The organism is Mesorhizobium sp. B264B1B (genome assembly GCF_020165765.1).
Taxonomy (GTDB): Bacteria; Pseudomonadota; Alphaproteobacteria; order Rhizobiales; family Rhizobiaceae; genus Mesorhizobium.
The window spans coordinates 87475-109729 of the sequence record NZ_JAIUIS010000016.1 but is presented as its reverse complement, the minus strand read 5'-3'; the positions used below and the strand labels follow the sequence as shown (position 1 = coordinate 109729).

At 64.6% G+C, this 22255-nt stretch carries 19 protein-coding genes; 5 read left to right on the top strand and 14 right to left on the bottom strand.

What is annotated here, in order from left to right:
* Window positions 1-157: 157 nt before the first annotated feature.
* Genes LB547_RS26670 through LB547_RS26660 form a run of 3 tightly spaced genes read right to left on the bottom strand, consistent with a single transcriptional unit; the run spans window position 158 to window position 3395 of the window.
* Window positions 158-1456: an NAD(P)/FAD-dependent oxidoreductase gene (locus LB547_RS26670; RefSeq protein ID WP_181170858.1), complete on the bottom strand. Its 1299-nt coding sequence runs from the start codon at window positions 1454-1456 to the stop codon at window positions 158-160.
* A 2-nt stretch (window positions 1457-1458) separates the two neighbouring features.
* On the bottom strand, window positions 1459-3165 hold the full coding sequence (locus LB547_RS26665) for a nucleotide disphospho-sugar-binding domain-containing protein (protein WP_347439596.1): 1707 nt from the start codon (window positions 3163-3165) through the stop codon (window positions 1459-1461).
* Entirely contained in the window at window positions 3075-3395 is a 321-nt protein-coding gene (locus LB547_RS26660) for a hypothetical protein (protein ID WP_224655810.1), read from the bottom strand. The genes LB547_RS26665 and LB547_RS26660 overlap by 91 nt, the downstream gene beginning before the upstream one ends.
* Before the next feature lie 93 nt (window positions 3396-3488).
* Between LB547_RS26660 and LB547_RS26655 the strand changes: the two genes are divergently transcribed.
* Complete coding sequence (locus LB547_RS26655; protein WP_181168303.1) at window positions 3489-3683, top strand: hypothetical protein; 195 nt, start codon at window positions 3489-3491, stop codon at window positions 3681-3683.
* Between the two features lie 29 nt (window positions 3684-3712).
* Here LB547_RS26655 and LB547_RS26650 read toward each other — a convergent pair whose 3' ends face one another.
* The 6 genes from LB547_RS26650 to LB547_RS26625 all read right to left on the bottom strand — a co-directional run bounded on the left by LB547_RS26650 (window position 3713) and on the right by LB547_RS26625 (window position 9532).
* Window positions 3713-4408 carry a hypothetical protein gene (locus LB547_RS26650; protein WP_140654967.1) on the bottom strand — a complete coding sequence of 232 codons (696 nt, stop codon included), beginning with the start codon at window positions 4406-4408 and terminating at the stop codon, window positions 3713-3715.
* 324 nt (window positions 4409-4732) lie between these two features.
* Window positions 4733-5494, bottom strand: a complete 762-nt coding sequence (locus LB547_RS26645) for an SDR family NAD(P)-dependent oxidoreductase (protein ID WP_140492572.1) — start codon at window positions 5492-5494, stop codon at window positions 4733-4735.
* 10 nt (window positions 5495-5504) lie between these two features.
* Entirely contained in the window at window positions 5505-6317 is an 813-nt protein-coding gene (locus tag LB547_RS26640; protein WP_140654964.1) for an ABC transporter permease, read from the bottom strand.
* Window positions 6317-7174: an ABC transporter permease gene (locus LB547_RS26635; protein ID WP_140654962.1), complete on the bottom strand. Its 858-nt coding sequence runs from the start codon at window positions 7172-7174 to the stop codon at window positions 6317-6319. The genes LB547_RS26640 and LB547_RS26635 overlap by 1 nt, the downstream gene beginning before the upstream one ends.
* 77 nt (window positions 7175-7251) lie before the next feature.
* The gene (locus tag LB547_RS26630; RefSeq protein ID WP_140654959.1) at window positions 7252-8415 is read right to left on the bottom strand and encodes an ABC transporter substrate-binding protein; all 1164 of its coding nucleotides are present in this window, start codon (window positions 8413-8415) and stop codon (window positions 7252-7254) included.
* Entirely contained in the window at window positions 8396-9532 is a 1137-nt protein-coding gene (locus tag LB547_RS26625) for an ABC transporter ATP-binding protein (protein ID WP_140513973.1), read from the bottom strand. The genes LB547_RS26630 and LB547_RS26625 overlap by 20 nt, the downstream gene beginning before the upstream one ends.
* Before the next feature lie 119 nt (window positions 9533-9651).
* Between LB547_RS26625 and LB547_RS26620 the strand changes: the two genes are divergently transcribed.
* Complete coding sequence (locus tag LB547_RS26620) at window positions 9652-10458, top strand: response regulator transcription factor (protein WP_140524652.1); 807 nt, start codon at window positions 9652-9654, stop codon at window positions 10456-10458.
* Window positions 10459-10484: 26 nt separating this feature from the next.
* Here the strand turns inward: LB547_RS26620 and LB547_RS26615 are convergent, their stop codons facing one another.
* The 5 genes from LB547_RS26615 to LB547_RS26595 form a co-directional block, all read right to left on the bottom strand.
* Window positions 10485-12557: a 3-hydroxyacyl-CoA dehydrogenase NAD-binding domain-containing protein gene (locus LB547_RS26615; protein WP_140759170.1), complete on the bottom strand. Its 2073-nt coding sequence runs from the start codon at window positions 12555-12557 to the stop codon at window positions 10485-10487.
* A 145-nt stretch (window positions 12558-12702) separates the two neighbouring features.
* Complete coding sequence (locus tag LB547_RS26610) at window positions 12703-13650, bottom strand: ABC transporter permease (protein ID WP_140662720.1); 948 nt, start codon at window positions 13648-13650, stop codon at window positions 12703-12705.
* Between the two features lie 3 nt (window positions 13651-13653).
* Window positions 13654-14628 (bottom strand): ABC transporter permease, encoded by a 975-nt coding sequence (locus tag LB547_RS26605; protein WP_140559250.1) that lies wholly within the window; start codon window positions 14626-14628, stop codon window positions 13654-13656.
* A 1-nt stretch (window position 14629) separates the two neighbouring features.
* The gene (locus tag LB547_RS26600; protein WP_140559251.1) at window positions 14630-16093 is read right to left on the bottom strand and encodes a sugar ABC transporter ATP-binding protein; all 1464 of its coding nucleotides are present in this window, start codon (window positions 16091-16093) and stop codon (window positions 14630-14632) included.
* A 49-nt stretch (window positions 16094-16142) separates the two neighbouring features.
* Window positions 16143-17156: an ABC transporter substrate-binding protein gene (locus LB547_RS26595; RefSeq protein WP_140492600.1), complete on the bottom strand. Its 1014-nt coding sequence runs from the start codon at window positions 17154-17156 to the stop codon at window positions 16143-16145.
* Window positions 17157-17364: 208 nt separating this feature from the next.
* On the opposite strand from LB547_RS26595, the gene LB547_RS26590 reads away from it, so the two are divergent.
* From LB547_RS26590 to zwf, 3 genes are read left to right on the top strand one after another with little or no spacing between them, the layout of a single operon-like run.
* Entirely contained in the window at window positions 17365-19782 is a 2418-nt protein-coding gene (locus tag LB547_RS26590; RefSeq protein ID WP_140759172.1) for a glucan 1,4-alpha-glucosidase, read from the top strand.
* A gap of 42 nt (window positions 19783-19824) precedes the next feature.
* The gene (gene gnd / locus LB547_RS26585; RefSeq protein ID WP_140492606.1) at window positions 19825-20841 is read left to right on the top strand and encodes a phosphogluconate dehydrogenase (NAD(+)-dependent, decarboxylating); all 1017 of its coding nucleotides are present in this window, start codon (window positions 19825-19827) and stop codon (window positions 20839-20841) included.
* Window positions 20842-20863: 22 nt separating this feature from the next.
* A complete protein-coding gene (gene zwf, locus LB547_RS26580) occupies window positions 20864-22240 on the top strand; it encodes a glucose-6-phosphate dehydrogenase (RefSeq protein ID WP_140513965.1) in 1377 nt (458 codons plus the stop codon).
* Window positions 22241-22255: the final 15 nt, after the last annotated feature.

Sequence of the window (22255 nt, the reverse complement as noted above, 5' to 3'; positions counted from 1 at the left end):
CGACGCGTGCAGGTCGCGCAATGTCGTAGCTCGGTTCGCTTGGCGCCGGCATTTCGTCAAGCGCCTGCGCGAACTTAACCACCCAGCCACAGCTCTCCTGCCCTGCTGGCGAATCACGCTTGGATGCAGCGCCACGATCAGCCGGTTGGCCGCGAGCTCAATGCTTCATCCGATCCCTCATCGCATACCACAGCATTCCCAGCACATAGAGCGGCCCGCGCAGCGCCGTGCCTCCGGGGAAGGGCATCGGGGTCAGCGTCGAGAACAGGTCCAGCCGCGAGGCGTCGCCGGTGATGGCTTCGGCGAGCAGCTTGCCCGACAGCGTCGACAGGATGGCGCCCTTGCCGGAATAGCCGTGCGCGTAATAGACCTCGCCATAGTGCCCGACATGCGGCAGTCGCGACGTCGTCACCGACACCAGCCCACCCCAGGCATGGTCGATCCGGCAGCCCTTGAGCTGCGGAAAGGTGCCTTCCATGTGCGGCCGCACGAAACCGGCAATATCGGCCGGCGGCGACGGCGTGTAGCGCTCGCCGCCGCCGAACAGCAGGCGACCGTCGGCCGACATGCGGTAATAGTTGACGACGAAGCGCGTGTCGGACACCGCGACATTGGCAGGAATGACGTTGCGGGAGCCCTCCAGCGGCTCGGTGGCGACGATGTAGTTGCCGACCGGCATGATGCGGCTGTTGACGCGCGGCTCCAGCCCATTGAGCAGCGCGTCGCCAGCCAGCACGACATGCTTTGCGCGCACCGATCCTTTTGACGTCGAGACCCGGATCGAAGGCTCGCGCTCAAGCCGCACGGCCACCGAATTCTCGTGGATGACGACGCCGGCCGCGCTTGCAGCGCGGGCAAGCCCGAGCGTGTAATTCAAGGGATGCATGTGGCCGCCGAGCGGCTCGTACATCGCGCCGTGATAGGGCGTGTCGACCTTGGCCCGGGCCTGCGCCGCCGACAGGATCTCGACGTCGCGGAATTTCATCACGCTCTCTAGGCATTTCGCCTCTTCCTCCAAATCCCTGAGATCGGAGCCGTTGACCGCGCCGACCAGATGGCCGGTCAGCCTGAGATCACAGTCGATCGTATGGCGCTCGATAATGTCGAGCACCAGGCTGCGCGCCTCGAAGGCGAGATCGAACAGCGCCTTTGCCCGTTCAGGCCCATAAAGCTTGACCAGGCCCTTGGCGCCCTTGCGCAGGCCGGGGATCATTTGGCCGCCATTGCGGCCCGAAGCGCCCCAGCCAATCTTGCCGCCTTCCAGCAGCACCACCTTCAAGCCGCGTTCGGCGGCGTGAAGAGCGGCCGACAGACCGGTGCAGCCGCCGCCGACGACCACCAGGTCGGCCTCGACATCGCCGATAAGTGCCGGATGGTCCGGCGCCGGATTGGCGGTGGCGACATAGTAGGACTTGCCGATGTCGAGACCGGAATTGAAACCCGTTGAAGATGCCATGATCACACCTTCAAGAGCAGGTGGTCGCGTTCCCAGCTCGTCACCACGCTCTGGAACAGGTCGAGCTCGACGCTTTTCACCCGCAGATAGGTCTGGAAGAAGTCCTCGCCGAGCAGTTTGCGCACCGGTTCACAGGCCTCGAAACGATCCAGCGCCTCCTCCATCGTTTTCGGCAGCGTGCTCTTGATCTTGTAGGCATTTCCGGATGCTTCCGCCGAGCGCGCCAGCTTCTGTTCGACGCCCAGATAGCCAGCCAGAAGCGAGCCGGCGATCGCCAGATACGGATTGCAATCGGCACCCGGCAGCCGGTTCTCCACCCGCCGCGCGGCGCGCCCGCCGGCCGGCACGCGCAGGCCGCAGGAGCGGTTGTCATGCGACCATTCGATGTTGGCCGGCGCGCTGTGGTTTGGTCTAACGCGTCGGAACGAATTCACGTTGGGCGCGAACAGCGGCATGATTTCGGGAATGTATTTTTGCAGGCCGCCGATGAAATAACCGAACATCGCGGTATCGGCATCATCGCTGCCGGCAAACAACGTGTTGCCGGCCTCGTCGATGACGGACATGTGCAGATGCATCGAGCTGCCGGCCTGTGCGGCAATCGGCTTGGCCATGAAGGTGGCGTGCATGCCGTCTTGCTGGGCGGCCTGGCGCGTCAGCCGTTTGAACAGCAGCACCTTGTCGGCCAGCGGCAGCGCGTCGCCATGCAGGAAGTTGATCTCCAACTGCCCCGGTCCCGATTCATGAATCAGCGTATCGAGCGGCAGTCCGGCGATCGCAGCATAGTCATAGATGCGCCGAACCACCGGTTCGTATTCCTCGAGCGCCGCCATGTCATAAGGATGCTGCACGGCCTCGGCGCGGCCATTGCCGCCGGTCGGCGCGGTCAGCGGCTTGTCGGGATCGGGATTGGGCGCGGTCAGGTAGAATTCGAGCTCCGGCGCCACTACCGCCCGCCAGCCGCGCTGCCGGTAGAGATCGAGCACGGCGCGCAGAACATGGCGCGGCGAGGCCATCCATGGCCGGCCGTCCATGTGGAAGGCGTCGGCGAAGACGTAGGCCTTGCCAGCGCCGGCGCCCGGCGCCAGGCAAAGCGTCGAGACATCGGGCACCATGCGCATGTCGGGGTCCGAATACGCAAAACCCTCGTCGATGGAACCGGAATAGCGGCCGTCTATGCTGACCAGGAAGGCGCTGCTCGGCAGATAAAGCGCACGGTCTTCCAGCGCTTTGAGGAATTTTGCCGTCGGCAGCGCCTTGCCGCGCAGCACGCCGTTCATGTCGGGCACAAGGCATTCGACCTCGTTGATGCCGTGCTGCGCCAACCAGGCCTTGGGATCGGTGGAGGGCGCGGTATTCGTGTTCTTCTCAAGCATTTTGTTCGAGTCCGTATCAGAGAGAGAGAGTATGGCTTGCGCGACCACGTCCGTTCCGGGGTTCAGCGCCATCTGGGCTGCATTTCCCTTGAGGCGGGCGCGCATGGCGTCGTCGGCCAGAAGGCCGGGAATGGCGCTCTCCAATACTCCTTCGGTCCAGCCGTCACGGCCGATATGATCGCCGGTGCCGGTCTCTTCGGCGCGGCGTGCATTGTCGTGGCCGTCCCGGCAATAGGGCATGATCAGCGACGCCACACGGAAGCGCAGCGCCTCAAAAAAGCAGTTGCTGCCGCCATGGTGGATGAAGAAATCCGACTTCGCTGCGGAAACCAGGGGTCGAGATAGATATTGTCGGGCACCGCTCGGTAGGCGTCGCGCAGGCCGCCGACATTGACGATGAAGCGCGCCGGCAGCTTGTCGGCAAAGACACCGGAAAGGCCGGGTTGGGAGATGAAGACGGGGCGGGCGCCCCGCACGGCCTGCGCGATGCCGACGCAATTCAACGCCGCGCCGAAGCCTGCTTCGGGAAACAGCGCGATGGTCGGGCTGGCTTTACGCGTCAATTATTTCCTCTTCATTCCGGCCGGCTGGTCATGCCGAACGGCGCGAGAGCGCCGCGGCCGGCCGCTTGCGGTCGCAGTCTGCGAGAGCCGCAGATGGACGCGAAGCAGATCGGCAGTAACCTAATACTGCCGGCTTTCGAGCTGGTCGAGTGCTTTCAGATGTTCGCGCAGCGATTGCCGCAGCCGAAAGACATTGGCGACCACCGGCATAGATGCCGGCAGCCGCCGCAGCTTAAGGTGATCGGACAACGTATCGGCCACGAAGCGATTGGCCGCAAACACGTGTGAGGCCGGCTGCCCCGTTGTCGCTGGCGATGCTACGGCGTCGGTTGCATGGCAGCGGCCGTCTCGTCGATCTTGCCGGCAAGGACGCCTTGGGCCCAAGCGGTGACCTCGGCGTCGACGGGCTTGTTGGCCATATCGGTCAACGCCGCGTCGAGTGCGGCCGGGTCGGTGCCGACCGCCGCCTCATCGACCGCTTCCTGCTGTGCGGCGATCTGGTCCTGCAGAGCCGATATCTGTCCAGGCAGGGCCGCCTGCTCCTCGGGGGTCATGGCGGCGATCTGGTCCGGCGTCAGCGACGTCAGTGCGTCCAGCTGTGAATTCAGGGCGTCCAGCTGGGTTTGTGCGACCTTGGCTTTTGCCGACTGCGTCACGAAGGCCTGAAGCGCAGCGAATTTCCTGCTCTTGGAATTCATATAGGCGTTGACGTTGCGCTGCAGCGAGTTCAGCCGGCCGAGCTTGGCGTGGAGGTTCTTTTCCTTGGGCAGGGACGAAACCTTTGTCTTCGTATCGACCGTGATCGTTGCGTCCCTTGTCGCCTTGGCTACCTGCCCGCGGGCCGACGAGGACTTGCCGTGCGCAGCGCCGCTGTTGCCGTGGGCGCCACCATTGCCATTGCCGCCGCTGTGACCACCGCCATTGCCTCCGCCGTGTCCATTGCCGGCCAGTGCCGGAGACGCCAGAAGCGCCAATGCGGCTAGCGCCGCCAACGCAGTTTTCCAGTTTGTCATGATAGTCTCCTCGGGAAACGCCGCCCTGTGCCCGCTGCTATGGTAAGTTCGTATGAGAAGCCGCTAATTATGCGCAGTAAACTTTAGACAAAGACTGTCTCAATAAGAGAGCAGGGAATCTGTCGGTACGGCAAATGCTTGATATCCAACAGAAATCGACGTTTTTGAACGGCTGTGGTACTGAGGTCCCATGCCGGTCGGACCATGGTCCGAACTGTCGGTCAGAGTTGATTTCGGCGCTGCCGGCCGGTGACGCGGACCCAGCGCCGAAACGCGCAGGCGACGGCGCTTTTCACCAATCGGCCGAAGGCCAAGACGGCTGGTTCAGCCGATGCTTTCGCCACCGTCGATCACCAGCGCCTGGCCGGTCATGAAGGATGACCGATCGGACACGAGGAAGAGGATCGCCTCGGCGATCTCCTCGGCGCTGGCCCAGCGCCCCATCGGGATCTTGGTGCGGACATAGGCTTCGATTGCCTCGCGTCCGCCCATCTGGGCGATGAACGGTCCATTGAACGGCGTGTCGACCCAGCCGGGGCAGAGCGCGTTGACGCGCACATTGTGGCGGGCATAGTCGAGCGACATCTGCCTGGTCATCGCCACCACGGCATGTTTCGAGGTCGCATAGGCGATCATCTCGCGGTCGTAGAACACGCCTGAATTCGAAGCCGTATTAAGGATGACGCCGCCGCCCTGCGCGACCATCGATGGCATGACGATCCTTGCCGCCAGGAACTGCGCCCGCACATTGACCCGCCAGGAAGCGTCCATGCCGCCGGTCTCGACCTCGGTCAGCGTGCCGCCGACCTGGATACCTGCATGATTGTGCAGGATGTCGATGCGCCCATGCCGGTCGAGCGTACCGGCAAGGAGCTGCTCGACCGCATTGTCGTCCGAGACGTCGGTGGCGACCGCCTCCGCCCGGCCGCCCGCGGCGCGTATATCCGAAGCCGTCGCCTCGCCGCTGGTCCGATCCCTGTCCGCGATGACGACCACCGCGCCTTCCCTGGCCATGATCATGGCGCCGGCGCGCCCGATGCCGGAACCGGCGCCTGTCACCACGGCGATGCGGTCTTCGAGGATCATGATGCGACCTTTAGTTTGACGGCTTGCGCTGGCGCAGCTGCCATTGGGCAAGCACCACGAGCAGGACGGAGGCGACGAGCACGATCGTCGCGATGGCATTGATCTCCGGCGTCACCCCGCGCCGGATCGACGCAAAGACATAGATCGGCAGCGTCGTCTGCGCGCCGGCGACGAAGAAGGCGACGATGAAATCGTCGAAGGAGAAGGTGAAGGCGAGCAGGAAGCCGGCGACCACCGCCGGCAAGATCTGCGGCAGGACGATGGAACGGAACGTCGTCAGCGGCGTGGCGTAGAGATCGCTGGATGCCTCGACCAAGTTGCGATCAAGGCTGCCCAGCCGCGTGCCGACGATCATCGTCACCAGCGCCATCGAAAACAGGCCGTGCGCGGCGATGATCGAACCATAGCCGAGCGACAGGCGCGGCGGCTGATCGTCCGGCCAGATCGAGGCGAGGAACGGATTGACGACGGCGAACAGCTGGACGAGTGCGACCAGTGTCGAAATGCCGATGACGACGCCGGGAACGACGATTGCGGCTCCAAGCAAGGCGTCGAAGACGGCGCGGGTCCGCACCCCGACGCGTGCCAGGCCGAGCGCGGCCGCGGTGCCGAACACCGCCGCCAGCAAGGCGCTGGTGGTGGCGATGAACAGGCTGTTCTTCAGCGCCTCGACCAGGAATGGGTTCGCCAGCGCCTTGCCGTACCATTGCACCGAAAAACCGGTGAACTCGCTGGCATGATGGCCGGCGTTGAAGGAGAACAGCACGACCAACGCGATCGGCAGATAGAGGAAGGCGAAGACGGCTACGACGAAGACGCGCATCAGATCAGATCCACCCGGCGGGCGCCCGAGACGCGGGTCGAGATGCGGTTGGCGGCAATCAGCACTACAACCGAAACCAGCACCAGCGTGATCGCGATGGCCGATCCGAACGGCCAGTTGCGCGACTGCAGGAACAGGTCGACCAGCGCATTGCCGATGAAGAACACCTTGCCGCCGCCAAGCAGCGTCGGAATCAGGTATTCGCCGAGCAGCAGGATCATCACCAGCGAGAAGCCGGTCATCACGCCGGGCAGCGACAGTTTCAAGGTCACGCCCAAGAAAGTGGAGAGCGGCGTCGCGCCGAGATCGGCGGAGGCCTCCAGCAGGCGGCGATCGAGCTGCTCGAGGCTGACATAGATCGGCAGGATCATCAGCGGCAGATAGCCATAGACGATGCCGAGCAGGACGGCGCCCGGCGTGTTGATCAGCCTGACGTCCTCGATGCCGGCAAGCGCGAGCAGCGCCGGGATGCCGCGTCCACCCAAAATGTACATCCAGGCATAGGTACGCATCAAAAGGCTGGTCCAGAACGGTATGACGACCAGCGCGAGCAGGATCAACCGCCAGCGCTGCGGCGCCCGCAGGGCGAGGTAATAGGCGACGGGATAGGCCACGAGCAGACAGGCGAGCGCGCCCACCGGAGCCAGCACCATCGTGTTCCAGAACGCGGTCGCCCGCGCCGGAAGATTGGCATATTGCGCCAGGGTGAAGGCCGCCTGATAGCCGCCCTCCGGCGCCCGCTCGCCGACGCTGAAGACGGCGATGGCCATGAACGGCAGCACCAGGAACACGACGAGCCAGGCGGCCGCCGGCCCGAGCAGCATGGCCGTCAGCAGATTTTTGCGAATGCCGCGCATCGAAGGATTGCCCCGGTGCCGGCGGGTCTGGGCCCGCCGGTCAAGTTGTCTCGAATGGGATTTGTTGCCCGCCTGGCTCAAGCCGACTTGAAGCGCGCCATCAGCTCGGCGCGGCCCGGATCGGTCAGCGTTGCAGCAGCGCCGAATTCCAGCGGCGTCAACAGGTCGGCCGCCGGATAGAGGATCGGATTGTCCAGCACTTCCTTGGGCAGCAGCTTGTTGACGCGCGCGTCGGTCGAGGGCGCGCCGTTGGCGAGGTGTTCCTTGACCGCGACCTGCGGGTTCATCAGATAGTTGAGCAGGGCGTAGCCGGCCGGCTTGTTCGGCGCGTCCTTCGGGATGGCGTAGAAGTCGGTCCAGATCTCGCCGCCTTCCTTGCCCAGCACATAGGCGATCTCCGGAATGTCGCGATGGAGCTGCGCACCGTCATTGGTCCAGCACATCGTCATCCAGGCATCGCCCGCGCGCATGCCCGGCTGGTAGTCGGAAGACACCGCGAACAGATGCGGCTTGACCTTGAGCAGCAATTCCTCGGCCTTGGCGAGTTCGTCCTGCTTCAGCGAGTTGAAGGAGTAGCCGTAATATTTCAGCGCATTGCCGATGGTGGTCAGCTGATAGTCGTGCACCATAGTGCGGCCGTCGCCCTCGGTCATGGCGGTGTCCCAGAATTCCTTCCAGCTCGTCAGCGGCTTGGTCAGCTTCTTGGTGTTGACGGCAAATCCTGTCGTGCCCCAATTCTTCGGCACGGCGTAGATCGTGCCGTCGATCGTGCCTTCCGAGGTGAAGCGCGGGTCTTCCTGCGTGCTGTCGAAATTCGGCAGCTTGGCCATGTCCAACGGCTCGATGATGCCGAGCTTCTTGTAGGTCGAGATGGTGTAATTGGTCGGCACGAACAGGCTCCAGCCCGACGCCCCGGCCTGCAATTTGGCCAGCATCTCCTCATTCGAGCCGAACACGTTGACCTCGACGGCCACGCCTGTGTCCTTCTTGAAATTCTCGAAGGTCTGCGGGTCGTGATAGTTGGGCCAGGTGGCAATCGACATGCGGTCGCCGAGGTTCTCGGCGGCAAAGGCCGGCGTCGGCATGATGCCGATCTCGCGCGCCATCACCGCCGTCGCGATGCCGAGGCCGGTGAGGCCAAGGAAGTCGCGGCGGCCGATCGAGCCGCGCTTGAGGCGCATTAGCTGGTCGACGAAATTCTCGGGGCTTATCGGCAGTCCGTCACGATATGATTTCGACATGTTTTTCTACCCTCTGGTTGGTCCCGTTGTTCTTTGGATCCGCGAACGCCAACGGCGTTCCGGCGGCAAAGCCGATGGCGACGGGTTCACCCGGCTTGAAGAGATTGCCCTGGCCGATCATGTGGTCGGCCTTGGCCAGCAGCGTTCCGATGCCCTGGACCTCGACTGCGTATTCCGCCGTGGAGCCCAGAAAGATCCGGTTGCGGACGATGCCCTTGAGCGGGCCGCTAGTCGGGCCACCGAGACTGAGCGATTCAGGACGCAGGCTGACCGAAACGGTTTCGCCCTGCCGCAAATCCACCCGCTTGCGCGCCGCGATGACGGTGCCATCGGCCAGCTTCACATCCACCAGATCGCCCGAATGCCCTGCGACGGCGCCGCTCAAGAGATTGGTCTTGCCGACGAAATCGGCGACGAACAGGTCGGCCGGTTCGTCATAAATCTCGCTCGGCTGCCCAAGCTGAACGATGCGGCCGCCATTCATGACGCAGACGAAATCGCTCATCGACAGCGCTTCCTCCTGGTCGTGGGTGACCAGCACGAAGGTGATGCCGATCTCGCGTTGCAGGTTCTGCAATTCGATCTGCATGTCGGTGCGCAGCTTCTTGTCGAGCGCCGCCAGCGGCTCGTCGAGCAGCAGCACCGCCGGTTTGTTGACCAGCGCGCGGGCGAGAGCGACACGCTGCTGCTGGCCGCCGGACAGTTCGTGGACCTTGCGGCCGCCATAACCGGCGAGCCGCACCATTTCCAGCGCTTTGCCTGCCCGCAGGCCGATCTCGCGCGACGACAGCCGCGGTCGTGCCTGGCGCAACCCGTAGGCGACATTGTCGTTCACGTCCAAATGCGGGAACAGTGCATATTGCTGGAACACCATGTTGACAGGCCGCCTGTAGGGCGGCGTGTCGGCCATGTCCTGGCCGCGGATGAGCACCTTGCCCTCGCTCGGCTGTTCGAAGCCGCCGATCATGCGCAGGCAGGTCGTCTTGCCGCAGCCGGATGGTCCGAGCAGGGCGACGAAGGCGGAGGGCGGCACGGCCAGATCGATGCCGCTGACCGCGGTCACCGCGCCATAGCGCTTGGTGACGCCGCGAAACTCGATGTCGGGCACTGCGGTCAAGGCTGCGGGCTCCAGCGACAGGACGATGCGATTTCGGGACGCTACCAGAGCCAATGGCAGCTAGTATATACCTCGCAGGTGGTATATCTGACCTATTTTCTTGTTTAAGGGGGTATTGGATGTCCCGCAGCGACGACTACAGCCAGCTCGCCGCGCTGGTCGCGGCGACGCGGGAGACGAGCGGCGACGTCTTCGGCAAGGCGATGGTCGCTTGGCTGCGGCAGCATGTCGGCTTCGACCACTGCGTGGTCTTCGGCTATCGCGGCGCTGCACGCCCGCCGCTGCTGTTCGAGACCTTCTCGTCGGCCGAGAGCCATGTCTTCGTTGCGCTTTACCAGGAAGGCCCATACCTGCTGGATCCGTTCCACCATGCGGCGGTCGAGCGCAAGGAAGGGTTCTGGCGCATGCGCGAGCTGGCGCCCGACCGCTTCTACGCCAGCGAATATTTTCGCTCCTACTACAGCCAGACCAGGCTGGCCGAGGAGGTCGGCTTCTTCGTTCCGCTGCCGGGCAAGGATGCGCTGGTGCTGTCGCTGATGCGGCTGCGCGCTTCAGGTCCGTTCGGGACCGCCGACGCCAGACTGCTGCGCGACATGGCGCCGGCGGTGGTCGCCTTCGCCCGATTGCGCTGGCCCGCCCTTCCCGCCGACGAGCCGGCCGAGGCCAGGCAAGACGATGCATTGGCGGCGGTCAACGAGTTCGATCGCGCCCATATCTGGAAGAGCCTGTCCCTGACGCCGCGCGAAAAGCATGTCGTCGATCTAGTGCTGCAAGGGCATTCCACCGAATCAATCGCCCGGGCCATGCGCATCGTGCCGGGGACGGTGAAGGTCCATCGCCGCAACATCTATCGCAAGCTCAAGATCAAGTCGCAGGCCGGCCTTTTTGCCCGCTTTGTCGAAATCATCGACGCGCGGATAAGATAGTCCGACCCACTTCGACCACCTTTCGATCAGGGTCTTGCACCAGCTTCCCAGGAGCCGGTCTCGGCCATCCGTTTCAGCAGCCGCACCGGCTTGAAAACATCCTTGCCCGTCCGCTGATGCCAATATTCGAGCCGCTGGACGATCCCGGTCGCGCCTTCGAGGCCGGCCCAGAACATCGGCCCGCCCTTGCCGATGGGAAAGCCATAGCCGTTGACCCAGATGACATCGATGTCGGAGGCGCGGGCGGCTATCCCTTCTTCGAGGATTTTCGCTCCTTCATTGATTAGTGGGTAGTGGGTGCGCTCGATGATTTCTTCCGCGCTGATTTCGCGCGGCGCGATGCCCTTCTCGGCTGCCTTACCGCGGATCAGCGCCTCGACCTGCGGGTCCCGGACCGGCATACGTGACCCGTTCTCGTAAAGATAGAATCCACGGCCGGTTTTCTGACCGAAACGCCCCTGTTCGCACAACATGTCGGCGATCACGGCCGTCTGGCCTCGCGCCTTGCGGTTGCGCCAGCCAATGTCGAGGCCGGCGAGATCGCCCATCTGGAACGGCCCCATCGGCCAGCCGAAATCGGTGAAGGCCTTGTCGATCTGGCTGGGCGTCGCGCCTTCCAGCAGCAAGGCTTCCGATTCGGAGCCGCGCGCGGCCAGCATGCGGTTGCCGACGAAGCCGTGGCAGACGCCGACGACGACCGCCACCTTGCCGATCCGCCGCGCCAAGTCGACTACGGTTGCCAGCGCGTCGGGCGCGGTCTTGTCGGCGCGCACGATTTCCAACAGCTTCATGACGTTGGCCGGCGAGAAGAAGTGCAGGCCGAGCACGTCTTGCGGGCGCGAGATCGAGGCGGCGATTTCGTCGATGTCGAGATAGGAGGTGTTGGTGGCGAGTATCGCTCCCGGCTTGGCCATGGCATCGAGCTTGCCGAACACCTCTTTCTTGACCGCCATGTCCTCGAACACCGCCTCGATGATCAGGTCGCAATCGGCGAGGTCGGAATAGTCGGTGGAGCCCTTGAATTGAGCGAGGCGTTGGCGCTTGGCGTCTTCGGTCAAGGAGCCACGCGAGACCGAGACGGCATAGTTCTTGTCGATCATGCCGAGCCCGCGCTGCAAGACTTCCTGGCTGGTCTCCAATAACGTGACTGGAAAACCGCCATTGACGAAGGCCATGGCGATGCCGCCGCCCATCGTGCCGGCGCCGACGACGCCGACGCGGGCGATCCTGCGCCGGACAAGATCCTTGCCCGGGACCTTTGCCGCTTCACGCTCGGCGAAGAACAGATGCCGCTGCGCCCGCGACTGATCGTCGGCGACCAGCTTCATGAACAGCGCGCGTTCGGCAGCCAGAGCTTCCTCGAACGACATCGTGACGGTATTGCGCACCGCTTGCGCGCAAGCGATCGGTGCGTCGAGGCCGCGCGCTTTCCTGGCGAGATCCGCCGCCTCGGCATCGAAAGCGGCCAGCTCGGTTTTCTTGATCTCGTCATCGCGATCGCGCACCGGCGTGAACGGCCCGCCCTTGCGGGCGATCTCCCTGGCGAAGTTCACGGCATGCGTGATCACGTTACTCTCGAACACAGCATCGACCAGTCCGGCTTCATGCGCCTCATCAGCACCGACCAGCGCACCGGAAACGATCATCCTGAGCGCTTTGATCGCGCCGACGAGGCGCGGCAGCCGCACCGTGCCGCCGCCGCCCGGCAGCAGTCCAAGCTTCACCTCGGGCAGGCCGAGCCTGGCGTCGGCATCGGCAACGCGGAAGTGACAGCCGAGCGCCAGCTCCAGCCCGCCGCCCAGCGCGGTGCCGTGGATGGCGGCGACCGTAGGTTTGGCGATGGTTTCCAGCGTCCCAATGATGGCACGCAGCTCGGGCTGTTGCACCGGCTTGCCGAATTCGGTGATGTCGGCGCCGGCGACGAAGGTCCGGCCCGCGCACGCGACGACGATGGCTCCGACCGATGCGTCGTCACGCAAGGCAGCCAGCGCGTGCATCAGTGGTTCGCGGACATGAAAGCTCAGCGCGTTGACCGGCGGGTTGTCGATGGTGACGATGGCGACGTCGCTGTCCCTGGCGACGCTGACAAAATTGGACAAGCTGAACCTCCCGAGACCGGCTGCGATCGGGAGGGTTTACTAGGCCGCGCCGCGAATGGGAACCGCGTGTCGCACTGGCACAAGACTTGTCAGGACAGGCTGTAGGGCGGCACGCTGGCGAGTTGCGGTTGAAGTGAGGCGAATATCACCGCACCGCCTTCTCCCCGCCGGCCGCCGTGATCACGCCGACGATGATCAGCCCGGTCAAGAGCAGGCGCACACCGGCGCTGACGCCGAATGTGTTGAGCATGGTCAAAAGCAGCACCAGGAACAGTGCTGCGCCCCAAACGCCGGGGACATTGGCCTTGCCGCCAGCCACCGACGTGCCGCCGATGACCACCACGGCGATCGAAGCCAGCAAATACTCGTTGCCGATATCGACATTGGCGCCGCGGAAATAACCGGCGAGCAGCGCGCCGTCGATGCCGCCGAGCGCGCCCGACAGCGTGTAGGTAAGGAAACGGACGCGGCCGACATTGACGCCGGCGAGCCAGGCGGCGCGGATGTTCTGGCCTATCGCCAGCACCGAGCGGCCATAGATCATGCGCTGCAAGGCGATGGCCGCACCGATGGTAAACAGAACGGTGAGAACCGCCAGCACCGGAATGCCAAGAACCTGCCGGTTGGCGAAATCGGCAAAGCCAGGCGGCGGCTTGATCTGCAATCCGCGCCCGTAGCTGATGTCGACCGACTGGATGATGAAGCTCGCCGACAAAGTGGCGATGATCGGCGGTATTCGCAGCGCCCAGATCAGCAGATAGTTGACGGCGCCGATCGCGGCACCACAGGCAAGCGCGGCCAGCAGCCCGACCACGATCATGGCATCGCTGCCGCCCATCACCTTCATGGCCACCGCGCTGGCGAGCCCGATATTGGCCGGCAGCGACAGGTCGACATTGCCCGGCCCAAGCGTGATGACGAACATCTGGCCGACGCCGACGATGACGGTGAACACGGCCAGCGACAGCGCGGCGGTGACCATGCCGCCGGCGCCATAGCCGCCGGTGAAAGCGATGGTCGCCAGCCACACCACAAGCGCGCCGACGAACGACCAGGTCCAGGGCTTGGCGGTCAGCGACCTCAGCAATATCATTGCTCACCTCTCCTTGCGGCTGATCAGCACCCGCGCCGCCAGCACGATGATCAGGATGGCGCCGTTGGCCGCCACCTGCCAGTCGGGTGGGATGTGCATGAAGGTAAGCAGCGGCGATGCCGCCAGCGCCAAGGTCAGCGCGCCGATCACCGCGCCGATCGGCGACACACGGCCGCCGACGAATTCGCCGCCGCCGAGGATGACGCCGGCGATCGAAAGCAGCGTGTAGCCATTGCCGATATTGGCATCGGCCGAAGTGGTGATGCCGATCAGCGCCATGCCGGACAGCACGCCGAACAGACCCGTCAGCGCGAACAACACGACCTTGGTCTTGAGCAGCGACCAGCCGGCGCGTTTGAGCGCAGCCGGGTTGCCGCCCGAGCCGCGCAGAATCACGCCATAGGAGGTGCGCATCAGGCCGAAATGGACGATGAGGCCAATCAGCAGCGCCGCGATGATCGGGAAGGGCACAAAGGGCGGCTTGAACGCCATGATCGCCAGCAGCCAGTCCGGCGCCTTGCCGCCGGGCTTGGGCAGCACCAGGATGGCCAGCCCCTGCCAGACGAAACTCATGCCCAGCGTCACCACGATCGATGGCAAATTGCGCAGATGGATCAGCGCGCCGAGCAGCGCATAGACACCGATCGATCCGAGCAGGACGAGGACGCCGATGAGCGGTGCGTCCTTCAACCACGTCGCGGTGACGCAACCGACGAAACCGACAAAGGTGCCGATCGACAGGTCGAGCTCGTTGCCCGATATGACGAACATCTGCGCGATCGTCGCCAGCGCGATCGGGATCGCCAGGTTGAGCATCAGGCCGAAGCCGAAATAGCTGATGGCGCGCGGATTGAGCCAGGCGATGGCGAGCAGCACCAGCACCAGCGACAGCGCCGGCAGCAGCCCACGCAGTAGGCGGGCGCGTGCCGCCCCGCTCCCAAAGGTCTTCGAACCGTTTTGAACAGAGACGGCCGTCATCTCAGGCCGCGTCGCCGAAGGAGGACTGGATGATCTTTTCTTCCGTCAGCTCGTCGCGCGTCAGATTGGCGACGATGCGGCCGTTCTTGAAGACATAGACATGGTCGCAATTGTCGAGTTCTTCCGTTTCTGTGGTGTACCAGAGGAAGGTGCGGCCCTTGCCGGCCTCCTCGCGCACGAGATCGTAAACCTCGAGCTTGGTGCCGATGTCGACGCCGCGCATCGGGTCGTCCATCAGCACGATCCCGGCGTCGGAGCCGAGAGCCCGGGCGAACAAAGCCTTCTGCTGGTTGCCGCCCGACAGCGAAAAGATGTTGTTGTTCATATCCGGCGTGCGGATGCCGATCTTCTTTTGCCAGAACCCGGCCAGTTCGGCCTCTCGCCGCGGCGAGATCAGCAGCCCGTTGCGCAGCCGAGCCAGCGAGCGGATGCCGATATTTTCAGCGATCGACCACTGCGGAAAGATGCCGTCCGCCTGGCGGTCGCCGGCCACAAGCGCCACCGGTGCGGTGACCTCGACGCCGGCCTTGGCGCGCGATGCCGCGGCGAAGATCGCCAGCAGCAGGTCGGTCTGGCCATGGCCGGCCAGGCCGGCAAGTCCGATGATCTCGCCGGCGCGGGCCACCAGCTCCTTGCCGTCCTGCTGCCGCGCCGGCCGGGCGCGCACGCGCAACGGGCCGGCCTCGGCTTTCCGGATTTCGGTGGCGGTCCTCCGATGTCCTTCGGCGCCGCCCATGGTGGCGACCAGCCTATCGCGGTCGAAAGCGTTCGCCGCGTCGGCGCCGACAACCTTGCCGTCGCGCATCACGACGATGCGATCGGCGTTCTGCAGCACTTCGCCCAGCACGTGGGAGATGAGAATGCAGCTCCCACCCGACGCGACGAAGCGGCGCACGAAGGCAAGCAACTGCCCCGCCGTGTGCGCGTCGAGCGAGGACGTCGGCTCGTCGAGGATGACCAGGTGGAGCGGCTCGCGGGTCAGCGTGAACGCGCGCGCCACCTCCACCATCTGTCGCCGTCCGATTGAAAGGTCACCGGCGATGTCGGCCGCCGAAATGCCATGGTCGGGAAAGATTTCGTCCAGCTTGGCCGTGATCAGCTCGGCCGCCTTGCGCCGCCAGCCGAAGCCGGTGAGCGAGGCGTGGTTGATGCGCGTGTTCTCGGCGACGCTGAGATTGGGGCACAGCGACAATTCCTGGAACACGCAGCGTATGCCGAGCTGCTGTGCCCGCGACACCGAGTAGTTCTCCTCGGCCTCACCATGCACGCCGATCGTTCCGCTGTCGGGTGTCAGCGTGCCCGCCACCATGTGCATGAGCGTCGATTTGCCGGCGCCGTTGTGGCCGACGAGGCCGACGCACTCGCCGGGCCCGACAGTGAAGTCGACGCCGCCAAGCGCGCGAACGGCGCCGAAGTGTTTTTCGGCGCCGCTCAGTCTGATGATGTCCGCGTTCCCTTCAGGCATGCTCAACGATATCCGGTCGGCGATGTGCACGGCAACGCGTGTGCGACATTCACTTGATATTGGCTTTGATGGCCGCGATGGCATCTTCCTGTGTGTATTCGTGCGTGGCGACACCGCCCTCCTTGATCTTCGGCAGAGCGGCCTCGAAATCGTCCTGAGTGAAGGCGAGATACGGCACCAGCAGGTCGTGCGGAATGTCCTTGCGGCCATCGAGCACTTGCTGCGCCACCCAGAAGGCGAGCGTCGAGACACCGGGCGCGATCGAGGCCGACCAGGTCTGGTAGCCGTCCTTTTCCTTCTGTTCCTTCCACCATTTCAGCTCGTCCTGGCGGTTGCCCATGATGATGGTCGGGCGCGGCTTGCCGGCGGCGGCGAAGGCTTGCGCGGCGCCATAGCCGTCACCGCCCTGGTCGACGATGCCGACGATTTCGGGCAGCGAGGGCAGGATGGTCGCCACCGCCTTCTGCGCCGTCGTCTGGTCCCAGTCGCCGGTCACCGAGCCGACGATCTTGAACTCGGGATGGGCGGCCACGCCTTCGAGGATGCCGGCATGGATGGCGTCGTCGATCGAGGTGCCGGCGAGGCCACGGATCTCGAGCAGGTTGCCGCCCTTGGGCTGGAACTTGGCCATATGCTCGACTTCCTGCTTGCCCATGTCCTTATAGTCGACGACGACGCGGTAGGCGCAGGGTTCGGTGACGATGCCGTCGAAGGAAACGACCACGATGCCGGCGTCGCAGGCCTGCTTGATGGCACCGTTCAGCGCGTCGGGCGAGGCGGCGTTGATGACGATGGCGTCATAGCCCTGTAGAATCAGGTTTTGCACCTGGGCTGCCTGGGTCGGCACTTCCTTGTCGGCCGTCGTGAAGACATCGGCGGCCCCGACCACCTTGTCGGCCACCGCCTTCTTGGTGACGGCGTTGTAGCTGTCGAGCATCGCCTGCCGCCACGAATTGCCGGCGTAATTATTGGAGAAAGCGATCTTCTTGCCGCTGGTGTCGGCAAACGCCGTACCGGCTGCGAGCACCGCTGCAAGGGTGCCCAGGACGAACAGTTTCTTCATGTCATACTCCTCCCGAGTTGCTGGTCTTGATGGCTGCTGGTGACTATCGCGCTTGCGTACCTGTTTTTTATCTATTGTCAGACAAAAGTGCAGAAGGCCGGCGAGCTGTCAACTGCAATCCATAAGATGCCGCTGATCACATTGCGGTGCGACGATTGAAAAGGCTTCGGTGGATGGGCTAGGCATGCGGGCAGGAGGCCGCAGACGTATGGCAGTGACGCCGATCGTTCCCCCGGGGGCTCCGGGAATTCCGGCGCGCTGGACGTCAAGCGCCAAAAGCGGCGTCGGCGCGGCGCTTTCGCCGTCGAGCCGCGTCTGGTTCACGCTCAGCCATGGCATCCTGAACGAGATCTACTATCCCGGTGTCGACAGTGCCTGCACCCGCGACCTCGGCCTGATTGTCACCGGCCCGAACGGATATTTCTCGGAAGAAAAACGTGATGCCGCGCATGGCATCGAACCGTTCGAAGAAGGCGTGCCAGCCTACAGGCTGGTCAACACCGCTGATGACGGCGCCTACCGGATCGAGAAGCGTATCCTGGCCGACCCTGCACGACCCACCTTGCTGCAGGAGATCACCTTCACGCCGCTCAAGGGCGCGCCGGGCGACTACCGCGTCCACGCCTTGCTGGCGCCGCATCTGGTCAATGCCGGCATGGGCAACACCGCCTGGGTCGGCGACCATGAGGGAGAGCCTGTGCTGTTCGCCTCGGGCCGCGGCACTTGCCTTGCGCTGGCCTCATCGCTGCCCTGGCGGAACGGCTCGGCCGGATATGTCGGCGTCTCCGACGGCTGGCAGCAACTGCGCAACACCGGTAGGCTCGATCCAGCCTTTCAGCAAGCCGAGGACGGCAATGTAGCGCTGACCGGCGAAATCGGGTTTTCCGCCAACAGCACCAAAACGGTACTGGCGCTGGGCTTCGGGGCGACGTCCGAAGAGGCCGCTCGAAATGCCTTCGCCAGCCTCAGGCAGGGTTTCGCGGCGGCGGCGACTTCCTACGCCGAACAATGGCGCGAATGGCAGGCTGGCCTGCTGCGGCTGGACCGCCGTGGCGCGTCCGGAGTGAACAGCTACAGGATCTCCACCGCCGTCCTGGCGACGCACCGGTCATCGCTCATGCCGGGCGCGGCGGTCGCCAGCCTGTCTATCCCATGGGGCTTCGACAAGGGCGACGACGATCTCGGCGGCTACCATCTGGTCTGGCCGCGCGATCTGGTCGAGACGGCGGGCGGCTTTCTCGCCGCCGGCGATGCCGCTTCGGCCCTGCAAACCCTCGACTATCTCTGCTCCATCCAGCAGCCGGATGGCCACTGGCCGCAGAACGCCTGGCTCGATGGGACAGCTTATTGGCCGGGCATCCAGATGGACGAATGCGCCTTTCCGCTGCTGCTGGCGGATGCGCTGCGGCGCCAGGGCCATTTGCCGCGCGCCAGGCTTTTGGCCTTCCTGCCAATGATCGAGCGCGCCGCAGCCTATGTCGTGCGCAATGGACCCGTCACCGGCGAGGACCGTTGGGAGGAGGATTCCGGTTACAGCCCGTTCACGCTCGCCGTTGAGATCGCGGCGCTGCTTGCCGCCGCGGATATGCTGGAGGCCTGCGGCAAGCAGGACGCAGCAAGCTATCTGCGCGAGACCGCCGACGGCTGGAACGACCAGGTCGAGCGCTGGACCTATGTCACCGGCACGGCAAACTGCGAGGCGACCGGCGTCGCGGGTTACTATGTCCGCATCGCACCGCCCGACAGCGCCGAGGCCGGTTCGCCGAAGGACGGCTATGTGCCGATCAAAAACCGCCCGCCTGGCGATGCCGACCGGCCGGCGCAGGAAATCGTCAGCCCGGACGCATTTGCCCTGGTGCGCTTTGGCCTCAGGGCAGCCGACGATCCGCGCATCGTCGACACGGTCAAGGTCATCGACGCGCAGCTGCGCCGGCAACTGCCGCAGGGGCCGCTCTGGTATCGCTACACCGGCGACGGCTATGGCGAGCACGAGGACGGCGCGCCATTCGACGGCACCGGCCAGGGCCGCCCCTGGCCGTTGCTCGCCGGCGAACGGGCCCATTACGAGCTGGCGGCCGGACGCAAGGACAAGGCGACCTCGCTGCTGGCGGCGATGGAGGGCTCGTCCGGACCGGGCGGCCTGTTGCCGGAGCAGATCTGGGACGGCGCCGACCTCCCCGAGCGCGAACTGCTGCATGGCAAGCCCTCGGGCAGCGCCATGCCGCTGGTCTGGGCGCATTCCGAACATATCAAGCTGCTGCGCTCGCTGCGCGACGGCGCGGTGTTCGACATGCCGCCGCAAGGCGTCGAACGCTATATCGACAATAGGACCGTCTCGCCGTTCCGGACATGGCGCTTCAACAACAAGATCCGTTCCATGCCGGCCGGCAAGACAATGCGCGTCGAGCTTTTGGCGAAGGCAACCGTTCATTGGAGCGTCGACAATTGGGCGACCGTGCATGACAGCGCGACCAGCGAGAATGCCTTCGGCGTCCATGTTGCTGATCTGCCGGTCGCCGGCCTGCCCGAGGGGAGCACGCTGATCTTCACTTTTTTCTGGCCCGGCAGCGGCGATTGGGAGAATGTCGACTTCTCCGTCATCATTGGTGAACAGGACAGACTGTAGATCCTTCCCGGCAGATCCTCTTCAAGACACAAGGATGAGACCATGCAGATCGGAATGATGGGACTGGGCCGAATGGGCGCCAACATGGTCCGGCGCCTGATGCGTGACGGCCACGAATGCGTCGTCTACGACATCAACCCGGCAAGCGTCGCGGCCCTGGTCGGCGACGGCGCCTCGGGGGCTGCATCGATGGCGGAATTCGTCGGCAAGCTCGCCAAGCCGCGCTGCGTGTGGCTGATGCTGCCTGCGGCCATCACCGGCAAGATCGTCGATCAGGTGGCGGCGCTGATGGAACCCGGCGACATCATCATCGACGGCGGCAATTCCTACTATCACGACGACGTCGACCGGGCCGCCAAGCTCGCCGCCAAGGGCCTCAACTATGTCGATGTCGGCACCAGCGGCGGCGTCTGGGGCCTGGATCGCGGCTACTGCCTGATGATCGGCGGGCCCGATGACGCGGTCCGGCATCTCGATTCGGTCTTCGCCACGCTGGCGCCCGGCGCGGATGCCGGTGCGCCCGCTCCCGACAAGACGGCCGGCACGGCGCCCTTCGGCTATCTGCATTGTGGCCCGAGCGGCGCCGGCCACTTCGTCAAGATGGTCCATAACGGCATCGAGTACGGCGTCATGGCCGCCTATGCCGAAGGCATGAATATTCTCAAGGCCGGCAATGCCGGCAAGGTCAAGCGCGAGGCCGATGCCGAGACCAGCCCGTTGCAGAACCCCGAATACTACCAGTTTGACATCGACCTTGCCGAAGTGGCCGAGGTCTGGCGACATGGCAGCGTCATCGGCTCGTGGCTGCTTGATCTCACCGCCGGCGCGTTGAAGAGCGATCCCGGCCTGACCCAGTTTGGCGGCCGGGTGTCCGATTCCGGCGAAGGCCGCTGGACCCTGAAAGCGGCCATCGACACCGGCGTGCCGGCGCCGGTGCTGTCCTCGGCCCTGTTCGACCGCTTCTCCTCGCAAGGCGAATCCGAATTCGCCGACAAGCTCTTGTCGGCCATGCGCTATGCATTCGGCGGCCATGTCGAAAAACCGAAGGCCGGCAAGTGACGGCGGCAGGGGAGACGCGCTCATGAGCCCGGAACGGTCCGATACGCTGGTGCTCTTCGGGGCGACCGGCGACCTTGCCCATAAGAAGATATTTCCTTCCCTCTATGCCATGGTCGCCAAGGGGACGCTTACCGAACCGGTGATCGGCGTCGCCTTCGACGCCTGGGATTTGAGGAAATTGCAGGACCGCGCGCGCGACGGCATCGTCAATACGCTCGGCAAGATCGACGAGAAGGTGTTCGCCAAGCTCGCTTCGCTACTGCGCTATGTCAGCGGCGACTATCGCGATCCGGCCACGTTCGAGAAACTGAAGAGCGCGCTGGGCACCGCCCAGCGGCCGCTGCACTACATGGCGGTGCCGCCGACCATGTTCGAGACGGTGGTCCAGGGCCTGGAGCAATCGGGCACGGCGCGCGGCGCGCGGCTGATGGTGGAAAAGCCCTTCGGCCATGACCTGCAATCGGCGCGCTGGCTGAACCGGGTGCTGCATCTGGTGTTCGACGAACAGTCGATCTTCCGCATCGATCACTATCTCGGCAAGGAGGCGATCCAGAACCTGCTCTATTTCCGCTTCGCCAATTCCTTCCTGGAACCGATCTGGAACCGCAATTTCGTCGAGAGCGTGCAGATCACCATGGCCGAGGATTTCGGCATCGATGGGCGCGGCCGGTTCTATGACGAGGTCGGCTGCGTCAGGGACGTGATCGAGAACCATCTGCTCAACATCCTCCTGCTGCTGGCGATGGAACCGCCGGTCGGCCGTTCCGCCGACGACCTGATCGACGAGAAGGTGCAGGTGCTGCGCGCGATCCGCACCTTGACCAAGGACGATATCGTGCGTGGCCAATTCGACGGCTATCTCGCCGAGCCCGGCGTGGCGCCCAACTCGCCGGTCGAAACTTTCGCGGCGGTGCGCTTCTTCGTCGACACCTGGCGCTGGCGCGACGTGCCGTTCTTCATCCGCGCCGGCAAGAACATGCCGGTGCATGCCACGGAGGTGATCGTGCGGCTGAAGCGGCCGCCGCTCGATGTCTTCGACCCGATCAAGCCGAACGACGCCAATTATGTGCGCTTCCGCATCGACCCGCAGGTGGCGATCTCGATCGGCGCCCAGCGCAAGGCAGCGGGCGACGACATGGTCGGCGAACAGGTCGAACTGACGGCGCTCGACGACAGCAAGGGCGATATGCCGCCCTATGAACGGCTGATCGGCGATGCCATGAACGGCAATGGCCAGCTTTTTACCCGCCAGGACGCCAGCGAACTTGCCTGGCGCATCGTCGGGCCGGTCCTCGGCGACACCACGCCGCCGCATCTTTATGAACCGAAGACCTGGGGGCCGGCAGCCGCCATGAACGGCTTCGGGCCGCCGAACGGCTGGATCAATCCATCGAAATAGGCTGGGAGAGGGCAG

Bases quoted from the DNA above. Each gene is read 5' to 3' on its own strand.
- LB547_RS26670 (WP_181170858.1), bottom strand. From the start codon at position 1,456: ATGGCATCTTCAACGGGTTTCAATTCCGGTCTCGACATCGGCAAGTCC.
- LB547_RS26655 (WP_181168303.1), top strand. From the start codon at position 3,489: ATGGACGCGAAGCAGATCGGCAGTAACCTAATACTGCCGGCTTTCGAG.
- LB547_RS26650 (WP_140654967.1), bottom strand. From the start codon at position 4,408: ATGACAAACTGGAAAACTGCGTTGGCGGCGCTAGCCGCATTGGCGCTT.
- LB547_RS26645 (WP_140492572.1), bottom strand. From the start codon at position 5,494: ATGATCCTCGAAGACCGCATCGCCGTGGTGACAGGCGCCGGTTCCGGC.
- LB547_RS26640 (WP_140654964.1), bottom strand. From the start codon at position 6,317: ATGCGCGTCTTCGTCGTAGCCGTCTTCGCCTTCCTCTATCTGCCGATC.
- LB547_RS26635 (WP_140654962.1), bottom strand. From the start codon at position 7,174: ATGCGCGGCATTCGCAAAAATCTGCTGACGGCCATGCTGCTCGGGCCG.
- LB547_RS26630 (WP_140654959.1), bottom strand. From the start codon at position 8,415: ATGTCGAAATCATATCGTGACGGACTGCCGATAAGCCCCGAGAATTTC.
- LB547_RS26620 (WP_140524652.1), top strand. From the start codon at position 9,652: ATGTCCCGCAGCGACGACTACAGCCAGCTCGCCGCGCTGGTCGCGGCG.
- LB547_RS26610 (WP_140662720.1), bottom strand. From the start codon at position 13,650: ATGATATTGCTGAGGTCGCTGACCGCCAAGCCCTGGACCTGGTCGTTC.
- LB547_RS26605 (WP_140559250.1), bottom strand. From the start codon at position 14,628: ATGACGGCCGTCTCTGTTCAAAACGGTTCGAAGACCTTTGGGAGCGGG.
- LB547_RS26600 (WP_140559251.1), bottom strand. From the start codon at position 16,093: ATGCCTGAAGGGAACGCGGACATCATCAGACTGAGCGGCGCCGAAAAA.
- LB547_RS26595 (WP_140492600.1), bottom strand. From the start codon at position 17,156: ATGAAGAAACTGTTCGTCCTGGGCACCCTTGCAGCGGTGCTCGCAGCC.
- LB547_RS26590 (WP_140759172.1), top strand. From the start codon at position 17,365: ATGGCAGTGACGCCGATCGTTCCCCCGGGGGCTCCGGGAATTCCGGCG.
- gnd (WP_140492606.1), top strand. From the start codon at position 19,825: ATGCAGATCGGAATGATGGGACTGGGCCGAATGGGCGCCAACATGGTC.
- zwf (WP_140513965.1), top strand. From the start codon at position 20,864: ATGAGCCCGGAACGGTCCGATACGCTGGTGCTCTTCGGGGCGACCGGC.